Origin of the sequence: Spirillospora sp. NBC_01491, assembly GCF_036227065.1 — a bacterium.
GTDB lineage: Bacteria > Actinomycetota > Actinomycetes > Streptosporangiales > Streptosporangiaceae > Spirillospora > Spirillospora xylanilytica.
In genome coordinates, this window is the sequence record NZ_CP109432.1 from 4,623,816 (window position 1) to 4,635,764 (window position 11,949).

An 11,949-nucleotide genomic window follows, 5' to 3' on the forward strand; every position below is an offset into this window, starting at 1 on the left:
ACGGACGAGCGGACCGCTCGTCCGTCCTCTGCGCGTCGGGGCGTCCTCGGCGTGGGCTTCCGGGAGGGCGGGCCGGGAGCAGGTCGGTCACCTGACGGTCTTTCAGTTCTGCCTCCATGGCGCTAATCTGACGGCCAGTCAGAAACGGGCGGTCCGGTGCCGCCCGTCCGGCCGGCTCTCGGAGGCGTGGTCCCGATGGAAACTCACACCCGGCCCGACGCGCCACTCGCCGGGGTCCGGATCGTCGAGGCGTCGATGCTCGGGCCCGGTGCCGTCACCACGCACCTGGCCGACCTCGGCGCCGACGTGATCAAGGTCGAGCCGCCGCGGGGCGACTACCTCCGCGAGACGACCTGGCCGCTCGTGGCGGGGGTGTCGCTGATGCACCTGCACATCAGCCGGGGCAAGCGCAGCGTCGTGCTCGACCTGCGCACCGCCGAGGGGCGGGAGGTCTTCCTCGACCTGGCCCGGGGCGCGGACGTCGTGGTGGAGGCGATGCGGCCGGGCGGCCTGGAACGCCGGGGCGTCGGGCCCGAGGTGCTCAGCAAGGTCAATCCGCGCGTCGTGTTCTGCGGCATCTCCGGGTACGGCGAGACCGGCCCGTACCGTACCCTGCCGGCCCACGGCGTCGCCTTCGACACCTGGGCCGGGCTCGTCCGCCCGGAACCGGCCGGGGACGGCCACTGGGCGATTCCCGAGCACCCGTCGACAGGCATCAACGCGGGCCCGCTGTTCGCCGCTCTCGGCATCCTCGCCGCGGTCATCCGCGCGCGGGCGACCGGGGCCGGAGGGCGGCTGGAGGTCGCGCAGTCGGACGCCGCCGCGTCGATGGACTGGCTGCGCAGCGAGACCTGGCGGGCCTACGAGCGGCCGGAGAGCGAGGTCACCGGCAACCGCACCGACGGATACCGGCGCCGCGAGCCCGGGACGGCCGGCATGCGCGACGGGGTGCGCTACCAGTTCTACGCGACCGCGGACGGCCACATCCTGCTCATGGCCTCCGAACGCGAGCTCTGGCGCAACTTCTGCGTCGCCGTCGGCCGCCCGGACCTGTTCGACCGGCATCCGGGTTCGCGCTACGCCGACCACGCCGTCGGCGACACCGTGCTGCGCGCCGCGCTGACGGAGATCTTCGCCGGCCGCGGCAGCGCCGAGTGGCTCGCGTTCGGGGTCGAGCACAACGTGCCGATCGGGCCGGTGAACACGCCCCGGACGCTGGCCGCCGACCCGCAGTTCCAGGACCGCCTGCCCTGGCTGCCGGCCGAGCGCCTCGGCACCGACCAGCTACCGAGCCCGATCAGGTTCGTCGGCGAGGAGACCCGGGTCCCCGGCCGCGCCCCGGAACTGGGCGAGCACACCGGGGAGATCCTGCGCGAGGTGCTCGGCTACGACCCGCCGACGATCGCGCGGCTGCGCGAGTCCGGCGCGCTGGGCGCACCGGGCGGACCAAAGACACCGGGCGGACCGGACGCGCCGGGCGGCGCGCCGGGCGGCTCCGGCACGCCCGGCGGCTGACATCGCCGGGAGACGGCCCACGTTTTCTATTGCACAGATCTGACGACCCATCATATTGTCGCTTCCACTGCGTCCTTGGAGGTGAGACCATGGAACTCGCCCAAAATAGAACGGGTTCTACGATCCCACGGCACGATTCGGAGCCACCGCCCGCCGCGATCAGCGCGACCGGTGTCGAGCGCCGGTTCCGCCGTGGCCGCGCGGACGTGCACGCCCTGGGGCCGATCGACCTCGACATCGCGGCGGGCGAGTTCTGCTGCCTGGTCGGACCGTCCGGATGCGGCAAGTCGACGTTCCTGCGGCTGGTCGCCGGGCTCCTGCGGCCCAGTGCCGGACGCCTGGAGATCCGCGCCACGGCCCCGAATCCGGCCGCGATGATCTTCCAGGACTACGGCATCTACCCCTGGAAGACCGTGCTCGCCAACGTCCGGTTCGGCCTGGACGTCCAGGGCGTCCCGCGCAAGCAGGCGACGAAGCGGGCCCGCGACTGGCTCTCCCGGATGGGGCTGACCGACTTCGCCGACGCCTACCCGGCCTCCCTGTCGGGCGGCATGCGGCAGCGCGTGTCGATCGCCCGCGCCCTGGCCGTGGAGCCGGAGATCCTGCTGATGGACGAGCCGTTCGCCGCGCTCGACGCGCAACTGCGCACCATCCTCCAGGAGGAGCTGCTGGCGATCTGCGAGGCGGACCGGCGCACCGTCCTGTTCGTCACCCACAGCCTGGAGGAGGCCATCGTCCTCGGCGACCGGGTCCTGGTGATGAGCGCCCGCCCCGGCCACGTCCTGGCCGAGCGCACGCCCCCGTTCGGCCGTCCCCGCAGCGGCGACGTCCGGCACTCGCCCGAGTGCGCGGAGCTGAAGGCCGAGCTGTGGGACCTGCTGCGGGGCGAGATCGAGCCGGCCGGAGGTGGTGGGAGATGACCGAGCAGCGGGCCTTGCCGAAGGGGCAGGGCGAAGAACGGATCATCGTGCGCGAGCCGGGACCCGCGGAGCGGTCCCCGGCGAGCGCGGCGGCACGCCGGCGCACGCTGGAGCTCGGGCTGGCGATCACGGTCCCCGTCGTCCTCATCGGGCTGTGGCAGATCGCCTCGGACCAGGGCTGGATCGACGCGCGGCTGTACCCGTCGCCGACCACGATCGTCGCCAACGGGTGGGACCTCGCCCTGGACGGCAAGCTCTGGCCGGACGTCTGGGCGACGACCCGCCGGGTCGTCCTCGGCTTCCTGCTCGGCACCGGCATCGGCGTGCTGCTGGGCCTGGTGATGGGCACCTCGCGGACGGTGCGCGCCGCGCTGGAGCCGTTGCTCGACGCGCTCTACGTGGTGCCGAAGCTGGCGCTGCTGCCGATCTTCCTCAACATGTTCGGCCTGGGCGAGGGGCCGCAGCTCGCGCTGGTCGCCGCCACCGTCTTCTTCTTCGTGTGGATCTCCACGATGTCGGCGTTCCTGGCCGTCCCGGAGGGGTACCGCGAGGCGGGCACGGTCTTCGGGGCCGGCCGGTGGCAGATGTTCCGGCATGTGCTGCTGCCCGGCGCGCTGCCCCAGATCCTGGTCGGCACCCGGATTGCGGCGGGCGTGTCCGTCCTGGTCATCGTGGCCTCGGAGTTCGTCGCGGCGACCGAGGGGCTGGGCTATCTGATCTTCAATTCGCGGGCGCTGTTCCAGAACGACGTGATGTACGTCGGCATCGTCTGCGTCGCGGTGCTCGGCGTGATCTTCTCCGAGATCATCCGGTTCCTCGGCCGGCGGCTGACCCCCTGGGCGCCCGATGACCGGGATCGCGTCCGTACCTGACCAGGCGTTTCGGTGCCGGAGGAAAAAAATGAGACTTCCCGTATTCGTTCCGATCATCGCCACGGTGGCGCTCGCCGTCGGCGCGTGCGGCGGAGGGGGCGCCGTCAGCGCCGACACCCCGCGCGAGGTACGTCCGATCACCCCGGTGGAGGGCTGCGGCCCGACGGCCTGGAGCGATCCAAGCAACCTCGCGCCGGACCGCGAGCCGGCCCGGTGCAAGCCGGGCGCGCCCGCGCCCAAGCCGCTCGCCAAGAAGACCAAGATCACGGTGTCGTCCAGCACCGGGTCGGCCGAGTTCGTGGCCACGCTGCGGCTCGGCATCGCCAAGGGCGAGTTCGCCAAGGAGAACCTGGACGTCGACTTCAAGCAGCTCGGGGTCGCCGACTCGATCCCGCTGCTGGCCAAGGGCGACCTCGACGCGATGTGGTCCGCGCCCGAGGCGGCGTTCTTCAACGGCCTCCAGCAGAAGTTCGAACTCCGCTGGGTGCTGGGCAACTACTCCTCCAACCCCGAGTCCAAGTCCGGGCTCTGGGCCCGCGCCCCGAAGGGCACCGCGCCCGGCTCCATCCAGCTCGGCAACGCGCAGGTGGGCACGCTCATCGGCAAGGGCAGCGTGATCACCTATCCGATGAGCCAGGTGCTGGGCCGGCACGGCACCGACCTCAAGAAGGTGCGCTTCACCAGCCTGACCGGGCCCGCCGACACGGTGACCGCGCTGGAGAACGGCGGCGTGGACGCGGCGTGGGTGGTCGACCCGGTCTGGAAGCAGGTGGAGGGCAATCCCGGGGTCCACTTCCTCGGCGGCCAGCCCCTCGGCGAGCCGCTCGGCGGCATGATCTACGGGCCCGGCATGCTGCGCACCAACCCGGACGCGGGCGTCGCGTTCGTCCGCGCCCTGGTCCGGATCGTGAACACCTACTTCGACGGGGACTACAAGAAGAACACCGCGTTCGTCGGGGAGGTCGCGTCGAGCCTCGGCCTCAAGCCGGAGAGCCTGACCGCCGTCCCGGCCCCGGTATGGGACTGGGAGATCCGCAAGGGCACCACCGACCGGTTGCAGCGGGCCTTTGTCGACGGCGGCGCCCTGGGCAAGGCGGTGCCCGAGTCCGAGGCCGTCGACCGCACCTTCTACGCGGAGGCCGTGGGCCACAAGCCCTGACCCTGGCACCGCACACCAAACGGCACCGCACACAACGCACGACACGACACAGCACAGCACGGCCCCGGAACCGGGAACGGTTCCGGGGCCGTGCGGCGTTCCGGGGTGCGCTCAGACCAGGTCGAGCTTGAGCATCCGGATCGCGTTGCCGCGCGTGATCTTGTAGACGGTCTCGGCGTCCAGCCCCTGGAACATCTCCTCGGCCACCTTCTTGGTGTGCGGCCAGGTCGAGTCGGTGTGCGGGTAGTCGGTCTCGAAGGTCACCCGGTCGACGCCGATCCGGTGCAGCGACTCCAGGCCGTGCACGTCGCGGAAGAAGCAGCCGTACACCTGGCGGCGGAAGTAGGCCGACGGCGGCTCCGGGATCGCGTCGCGCACGCCGCCCCAGGCCCGGTGCTCCTCCCACACGTCGTCGACCCGCTCCAGGACGTAGGGCAGCCAGCCGATCTGGCCCTCGGAGTAGGCCAGTTCCAACTGCGGGAACCGGACCAGGACCCCGGAGAACAGGAAGTCGCACAGCGAGGCCATCGCGTTGTTGAACGAGAGCGCGGCGGAGACCGCGGGCGGCGCGTCGGCGGAGGTGGCCGGCATCTTGGACGACGACCCGATGTGCATGCTCACGACCGTGCCGGTCTCCTGGCAGGCGGCGAAGAACGGGTCCCAGGCGCCGGAGTGGACGCTCGGCAGCCCGAGGTGCGGCGGGATCTCGCTGAAGCAGACCGCGCGCACCCCCCGGGCGGCGTTGCGGCGCACCTCCTGGGCCGCCAGCTCGGCGTCCCAGAGCGGGATCAGGCAGAGCGGGATCAGCCGTCCGCCCGAGTCGCCGCACCACTCCTCGACCATCCAGTCGTTGTAGGCCCGCACGCAGGCCAGGCCGAGCTCGCGGTCCTTGGCCTCGGTGAAGGTCTGCCCGCAGAAGCGGGGGAAGGTGGGGAAGCACAGCGAGGCCTCGACATGGTTGAGCTCCATGTCCGCGATCCGGGCCTTGGGGTCCCAGCAGCCCGGCCGCATCTCGTCGTAGGTGATGGGGGACATCGTCATGTCGTCGCGGTCGAACCCCACGGCGGCGACGTGGCGCTTGTGGATGTAGACGAGGTCCTCGTAGACCCAGCAGTCGGCCTGCGGGCCGTCGTCGTCGAAGGTCTGGCGGTAGGTGCCGCCGCCGATGTGCTCGACCTCGCCGATGCCGCGGCGCTCGATCCGCGGGCCGCGGTCGCGGAGCCTGGCGGGCAGCCAGGTCTGCCAGACGTGCGGCGGCTCGACCACGTGGTCATCGACGCTGATGATCTTCGGTAGCTCGCCGAAGGACAGGCTCATGATGCACATCCCAACTCATCTGACGGGTCGTCAGATACAAGGTAGTAGCGCGTCGCCGATTGCGGAAGACGGTCGGCGGGCCGAACTGACAGGGCGTCAGCTATCTGGTGGTGACGGCCAGCGCGTCGAGCGCGACGGCACCGGTGGGGAGCACGGCGAGCGGGTTGATGTCCAGCTCGGTGAGCACGCCGTCGAGCTCCAGCCCCATCCGCTGCACCTTCATGATCACCTCGACCAGCGCGCCGACGTCCGCCGCCGGCCGGCCCCGGGCCCCGCCCAGCAGCGGGAACCCGCGCAGCCCGGCCAGCATCCGGTGGGCCTCGGCGGCGTCGAACGGCGGCACCCGGAACGCCACGTCCTGGAACACCTCGACGAAGACCCCGCCCAGACCGGCCATCACCGTGGGGCCGAACAGCTCGTCGTGGGCCAGGCCGACGACCGTCTCGACGCCGCCCCGCACCTGCTCGCAGACCAGCGCCGCGTCGACCCCCTCGTGCTCGGTGACCCGCCGGTACGCCTCGCGCACCTGCGCCGCCGACCGCAGGTCCAGGTGCACCAGCCCGAGGTCGGACTTGTGCGCCACCTCCGGCCCGCACCCCTTGAGGACGACCGGGAACCCGATCGCCGCCGCGGCGCGCACCGCCGCCGCGGCGCTGCCCGCCAGCTCCTCGCGCGGCGTCCGGATGCCGTACTCGCGCAGCAGCTCCTTGGCCGTGTGCTCCGACGCGGGACCGGCGGCGAGCAGCCGCCGCGCCCCGGCGGCGGCCGGCGAGGGAGTGCGCGGCGCACCGGGGAACGGGGACCGGTACCGGCCCTGGAACTCGTGGAAGCCGAGGTAGGCGCGCACCGCCCCGACGCAGTTGGCGAACGTGCGGAACACCGCCAGCCGGCGCGAGCCGAGCAGGGTGTCCCGGTACGCCGGCTCGGTGCCGGCCGGCGAGCCCCACACCACGCAGACCGGCTTGTCGGTGCGCTCGGCGATCTCGGCCAGGTCCCGGGCCAGGACGTCGCTCATCGGCGGGAACGCGCCGGTGATCGGGCAGATCAGCACGCCGACCGCGGGGTCGGCCACGAGCGTCTCCAGGATGCGGCGGCCACGCCAGTCGCCGACCGGGTGGCCGCCGTTGTCGACCGGGTTGGAGACCCGCAGGTACCCGGGGATCCACTGGTGCAGCGCCTCCTGCGTCCCGGCCGACAGCTCGGGCAGGTCCAGGCCGGCCGCCGAGCACAGGTCGGCCATGTGGGCGCCGGTGCCGCCCGAGATGGCGTACACGCAGACCCCGCTGCTCACCGGCGGCTTCGCGCGGGCCAGTAGCTGCGAGGTGTCCAGCAGCTCGTCGAGCCCGTCGACCCGGGTGACGCCGAACTGCCCGAGGACCGCGGAGGCGACCGCGTCGGACCCGGTGAGCTTGCCGGTGTGCGAGGCGGCCATGGACGCGCCGTCCCGGGTCCGCCCGACCTTCACCACCACGACCGGCACGCCGCGCCGCGCGGCGTGGTCGGCGGCGAGCATCAGGGTGCGGCCGTCCTTGAAGCCCTCGACGTACCCGGCCACCGCGCCGACCTCCGGCAGGTCGGCGAAGTGCCGGAGGAAGTCGGCGAACTCCAGGTCGGCCTCGTTGCCGGTCGGCGCCCAGTGCGACACCCGGACGCCGAGCTCCTGCGCCTGGAAGACGGGGCGGCCCTGGTGCCCGCTCTGCGAGATGAGCGCGATCGCGGGGCCGTCCAGGTCCTCGCGGAACTCCTCGAACGCGTTGAGGTTGGTGTTGGGGCCCAGCACCCGGGGCCCGTCCAGCGCGAGCCGGCCCATCCGCTCCTGGGCGTCCCGGCCGTCGTCGCCGAGTTCGGCGAACCCGGACGCGAAGACCACGGCGAAGCGGGCGCCGACGGCGGCCAGCTCGTCGAGCACCCCGGACGGGTCGCCGACCAGGACGGCGGCGACGTCGATGGGCTCGGGCACCTCGGCCACCGACCGGTGGCAGGGCTCGCCGTCCACCTGGTCGCGCCCGGGGTTGACCGGGTGGACGCGGGCGCCGACGCGCTCGGCCCAGGCGCGCAGCCTCCGGTAGACGGCGGTGTTCGGCCGTCCAGGCGTGTCCGAGGCGCCGACGACCGCGAGCGTGCGCGGCCTGAAGAACACGCCGAGATCCTCGTCGCGGAGCGCCAGGACCCGGCCGCTCACGTCCCGTTCCGTGCCCTCGACCCGAAGTGGGCTGTTATCTGACATACCGTCAGTTTAACCTCAGGCGCGCTTGTATCTGATGGGGCATCAGATACAAGCGCGAAAGAAGGCCGCGGCCGTCCTGGTCGGCTCGCGTGCGCGCCGCCCGGGACGGACCCCGGGGGGCCGGCTACTTGGGGGGACGCTTGCCCGACACGGCCCAGAAGACAAGCTGGGCCATGCTCTCCCGCAGGTCCTCGACCCTGATCTCCCAGGCCTCGAAGCCCCGCTGGTGGGCGGCGTTGTGCGCCAGCATCCCGACGAGCGCCCCGGCCATCGCCTCCGGGTTCACGTTCTCGGCCACCCGCCCGCGCCGCTGCAACTCGCCCATCACCTCGGCGAGCGCGGTCGTCACGTTGTTGAGCATGCGGACGCGCAGCGCGTGGAAGCGGTCGTCGCCCTCGATCGTGGCGAGGTCCACCACCCGCAGGACGGGCTCGTTGTCGCGCCAGAAGTCCAGGAACCCGTCGACCAGGAGCCGCGCCGTCTCGTATCCGGACTTCCCGGTCCATGGCTGGTCCTCGACGAGCGGGCGCAACTGCCCGCCCCCCTCGGCCATCTCGGCCGCGATGGTGAGGACGGCGGCCTCGATGTCGCCGAAGTACTGGTAGAAGGTGGCGGGCGACGTGCCGGCCCGCCGCGCCACGTCGATCACCGTGATGTCGCGGTACGGCGAGGTGGCGAGCATCTCCGTGAGGCGGTCCAGCAGCCTCTGCCGGGTGGCCTTGGCACGCCGGCCCGCGACCCTGCCGTCTGCGGTCAGCACGGTTTCTGGCATACCGTCAGTTTAGTGCCTCCCAGCGCGATCCGACGTCGCATCCGGCCGTCCCGGCGTCGGCCGCGAGGCCGGAAGCGGCCGACGGCCAAGGGCGAACGGTTGACTGTGCCGGTCTCAGGCCGTCACATGGAGTGAGCCGGAACACTCCAGGGAGAGGTCACGCATGTCCACCCGAGCTCGGCCCCGACCGCACGGCCGCCGGGCCGTCCTCGCGCTCCTGTGCCTGGGAGCGGCGCTCGCCACCGTGGCCGTCCACGCTCCGTCCGCGACGGCCAAGGAGAGGGGCGCGGTCCGTCCCTGCCAGGCGCTGGGCCTCGGCCTGTCACGCTACGGGGCCGGCTCCGCCCGGCATGTGCTGTTCGCCGTCGCGGCGGACTACGGGACCACCGAAGTGGCCATCACCGAATGCACCCGGAGGGGCGTCTTCTGGAGACAGACCCTGACCGCCCCCGGGCACGTGGGCAGGAACGGTTTCGCGGAGCCGGGCGCGAAACGCGAGGGCGACGGCAAGACCCCGACCGGCTCCCACAGCCTGACCGAAGCGTTCGGCGAGGGAGATCCCGGCACCGCGCTCCCCTACCGCACGCTGCGGGAGAGCGGCGACTGCTGGGGCTCGACGATCGGCGACGGACGCTACAACCGGTACTACCCGGGCGAGTGCGCGCCGGCCGACGAGAACCTGTCCGAGTACATGAGGAGCGGCCCGTACAAGCAGGCCGTCGTCATCGACTACAACCGGCCCCCGGACTCGCCGATCGTGCAGGGGAACGGCTCGGCGATCTTCATGCACATCGGCGCGGCCCCGACCGCGGGCTGTGTCGCGCTGGCCCGGCCCGAGTTGGAGACCGTCATGAGGACACTGCACCCGCGTGACCGGATCATCATGGGCACCCGGCAGGCCCTGTTCCCCTGACGGCCGGCGCGGCGTGGCCATCGCGCCGGGGATCCTGTCGACGTTCACGAGGGCGTCACGGCTCTTCTGGACCGCGCCATTCTGAGCGGCGGGTCCGGGAGCGGTCCGGAAGTGAGAACTCGCCCATCGGGGCGGGCCCGGTTCCCTCACCGGTGACGGTGAGGGAACCGGGCCCGCCCTGCCAGGCGTCTGGTGTCAGGGGTGCGGGCGCGAGGATCTGCTGAAGACGGTCCTCGATGTAGTCGGGGGTCAGATGGCCGGTGGCCCGATCGACCAGATCCAGCACCTCGCCCAGCAGTGGCCCCGTCGGCTCCTGCCGATCATCGTGCATGCCGCCGCCGATGATCGGACCGGCCCCGGATCCGGAGTCGTCCACCTGTGGACCGTGCTGGTCACGGCCGTCGGATTCGCCACGGTCACGGTCGTTCACTGGGACTCCTCCTTCCCCGGTTCCGGCAGGACGGGGCCGCGCGGGGCGGCCTGTGCCAGGCGCTCCCTGAGGCGGCTGCGGGCGTGACGCAGGTGGGATCGGACGTTGGGCTCGTTCTTGCCCAGCAGTTCGGCGATCTGCCTTGTGGACAGCCCGTCGAAGATGTAGCACAAGATCTGGCGCTGGCCGGGCGGCAACTCGGCCAGTACCTGCTCGATCCAGTTCAGGTCGACCCACCGGGTCATCGGATCCTGTTCCGCCTCGTCCTCCGAGCGCGTGCTCTGATGCAGTTCGATCGCACGTTCGCGCAGGTTGCGGTCCCTGGTGCGGGCCTTGATGAAATGGTTGCGGGCCGCCACCCGGACCCATGCCGACGGCGCACGGATCGTGTCCCATTTCCGGAGCGCGTCTTCGAACGCGCGTTGTGCGGCGTCCTCCGCCTCTTCCCGGTTACCTCCTAAAAGAACGACCATTCCGACGACGCCGCGATAGTGCCGCCGGTACAGGGTGGTGAACTGTTCTCGGATGTCCCCGGCAGGTGCCGGTCCATCCGCAACAGGCGTTCGTCTGGCTTCGACCATCGGCAGTCCTCCATCGCCGCTGTCCTCCAACCCGGGCTCACGCTCGGTACCTAGGTCCGTGCGCGAGCCCGGGTGTGCAAACCACGCCGGGATTTTTTCCGGCTCCGCACGAAGGGCTAGCGGCGCCGTGCGAACACCAAGGTCACCAGCAGGGCGATGGCCGCGGCGCCCAGCGTCACCGCCGCCGATCCGGTGACGCCGTACGCGCTCACCACCGACAGCAGCACGTTGGTGAACACCAGTTGCGGTTCCACGTTCCCGCTCCGTCCGCGTCCTCCCGCTCCGGCAGACCCCGGCCGTTCTCCCGGCGGACCGGGTGGGGCGTCGGCCTGCGCCGCCGGGACCGTGCCCCGGCCGGCGTCCTCATCGCGCCGCACAACGTTCAGATGAGCGAAGTCCAAGAGTGGGTTCCTTCCGCAGGGAACACGGTGACATCGGGCATCACTGAGGTCCCCGCGCGCGGCCCGGCGTGAAATCGCCAGGTCGGGCAGGTCGGCCGCGGATGACGGTGCGGGGGCCGGTCGCGACGTTCTACGCGGTGGGACGGGGGACGACCAGTGCCCACGACTTGACGGAGCCGTGGCCGTGCCAGGGCAGGTGGTCGGCGATGTGCCCGAACGACTCGCTGCTGTCGCCGTTCAGGACCGTCACCTCCGTCACCGGCCCGTCGGGCATCCGGGCGCAGTAGGTGTAGACCCACACCGGACGGTCGGGCAGCGCGTAGCCGCCGAACAGCTCCTCGATCAGGACCATCGTCGGCGGGCGGCTCGCGATGGCCTCGCGGTCGGCGTCGGTGAACCCGCCGAAGTCCCGCATCGCCAGCGCACCGTAGTAGACGTCGGCCGTCTCGGAACCGCTCGTGATGGGCAGCGCGGTGACGCGCCGCGCGAGGTCGGACGAGGGGAGGAGGGCCGCGGCGAACACCGCGAACACGTTGTGCGCCCATCCGTCCAGCGCCTCGGCCACCGGGTGCCGGTCCGCCCCTCGGGTGCCCACGGTCTGGTCCCAGGCGAACATGCCGTTCCAGCTCGGGTGGGCGATCCCGATCGGGATCCGGATGGTGCGCCCCTCCAGGTAGGTCTCGGGGGCGCCGACGGCGACGCGGATGCCGGTTCCCGTGATGTCGACGGCCGCGCCGTCCAGGGTCACGGGCAGGCCGTGGCCCTCGCCGAGCATCCGGGCGACATGGCCCGCGATCTCCTGTTCCGCCGACTCCATGGTGATCACCCTAGTGGGACGAAGC

At 72.0% G+C, this 11,949-nt stretch carries 12 protein-coding genes; 5 read left to right on the forward strand and 7 right to left on the reverse strand.

Annotated elements, in window-relative coordinates:
* Nucleotides 1–195: 195 nt before the first annotated feature.
* The 4 genes from OHA34_RS21500 (at nucleotide 196) to OHA34_RS21515 (ending at nucleotide 4,466) form a co-directional block, all read left to right on the forward strand.
* Nucleotides 196–1,515 (forward strand): CaiB/BaiF CoA transferase family protein, encoded by a 1,320-nt coding sequence (locus tag OHA34_RS21500; protein WP_285939925.1) that lies wholly within the window; start codon nucleotides 196–198, stop codon nucleotides 1,513–1,515.
* 206 nt (nucleotides 1,516–1,721) lie between these two features.
* Complete coding sequence (locus tag OHA34_RS21505) at nucleotides 1,722–2,435, forward strand: ABC transporter ATP-binding protein (protein ID WP_285939924.1); 714 nt, start codon at nucleotides 1,722–1,724, stop codon at nucleotides 2,433–2,435.
* Nucleotides 2,432–3,307 (forward strand): ABC transporter permease, encoded by an 876-nt coding sequence (locus OHA34_RS21510; RefSeq protein WP_329518710.1) that lies wholly within the window; start codon nucleotides 2,432–2,434, stop codon nucleotides 3,305–3,307. Before OHA34_RS21505 ends, OHA34_RS21510 begins: the two co-directional genes overlap by 4 nt.
* A 28-nt stretch (nucleotides 3,308–3,335) precedes the next feature.
* Nucleotides 3,336–4,466 carry an ABC transporter substrate-binding protein gene (locus OHA34_RS21515; protein ID WP_329518711.1) on the forward strand — a complete coding sequence of 377 codons (1,131 nt, stop codon included), beginning with the start codon at nucleotides 3,336–3,338 and terminating at the stop codon, nucleotides 4,464–4,466.
* 111 nt (nucleotides 4,467–4,577) lie between these two features.
* Here the strand turns inward: OHA34_RS21515 and OHA34_RS21520 are convergent, their stop codons facing one another.
* From OHA34_RS21520 to OHA34_RS21530, 3 genes are all read right to left on the reverse strand, one after another.
* The gene (locus tag OHA34_RS21520; RefSeq protein WP_285939921.1) at nucleotides 4,578–5,783 is read right to left on the reverse strand and encodes an amidohydrolase family protein; all 1,206 of its coding nucleotides are present in this window, start codon (nucleotides 5,781–5,783) and stop codon (nucleotides 4,578–4,580) included.
* 100 nt (nucleotides 5,784–5,883) lie between these two features.
* Entirely contained in the window at nucleotides 5,884–8,010 is a 2,127-nt protein-coding gene (locus tag OHA34_RS21525; protein ID WP_329518712.1) for an acetate--CoA ligase family protein, read from the reverse strand.
* Nucleotides 8,011–8,134: 124 nt separating this feature from the next.
* Nucleotides 8,135–8,782, reverse strand: a complete 648-nt coding sequence (locus OHA34_RS21530) for a TetR family transcriptional regulator (protein ID WP_285939919.1) — start codon at nucleotides 8,780–8,782, stop codon at nucleotides 8,135–8,137.
* Nucleotides 8,783–8,945: 163 nt separating this feature from the next.
* On the opposite strand from OHA34_RS21530, the gene OHA34_RS21535 reads away from it, so the two are divergent.
* The gene (locus tag OHA34_RS21535) at nucleotides 8,946–9,695 is read left to right on the forward strand and encodes a L,D-transpeptidase family protein (protein WP_285939918.1); all 750 of its coding nucleotides are present in this window, start codon (nucleotides 8,946–8,948) and stop codon (nucleotides 9,693–9,695) included.
* A 55-nt stretch (nucleotides 9,696–9,750) separates the two neighbouring features.
* Here OHA34_RS21535 and OHA34_RS21540 read toward each other — a convergent pair whose 3' ends face one another.
* The 4 genes from OHA34_RS21540 to OHA34_RS21555 all read right to left on the reverse strand — a co-directional run bounded on the left by OHA34_RS21540 (nucleotide 9,751) and on the right by OHA34_RS21555 (nucleotide 11,924).
* Entirely contained in the window at nucleotides 9,751–10,071 is a 321-nt protein-coding gene (locus tag OHA34_RS21540; RefSeq protein ID WP_285939917.1) for a hypothetical protein, read from the reverse strand.
* 50 nt (nucleotides 10,072–10,121) lie between these two features.
* Nucleotides 10,122–10,706: an RNA polymerase sigma factor gene (locus tag OHA34_RS21545; RefSeq protein WP_329518713.1), complete on the reverse strand. Its 585-nt coding sequence runs from the start codon at nucleotides 10,704–10,706 to the stop codon at nucleotides 10,122–10,124.
* Between the two features lie 116 nt (nucleotides 10,707–10,822).
* Nucleotides 10,823–10,960 (reverse strand): hypothetical protein, encoded by a 138-nt coding sequence (locus OHA34_RS21550; RefSeq protein ID WP_285939915.1) that lies wholly within the window; start codon nucleotides 10,958–10,960, stop codon nucleotides 10,823–10,825.
* Nucleotides 10,961–11,237: 277 nt separating this feature from the next.
* Complete coding sequence (locus tag OHA34_RS21555) at nucleotides 11,238–11,924, reverse strand: DUF6348 family protein (protein WP_285939914.1); 687 nt, start codon at nucleotides 11,922–11,924, stop codon at nucleotides 11,238–11,240.
* Between the last annotated feature and the right edge of the window lie 25 nt (nucleotides 11,925–11,949).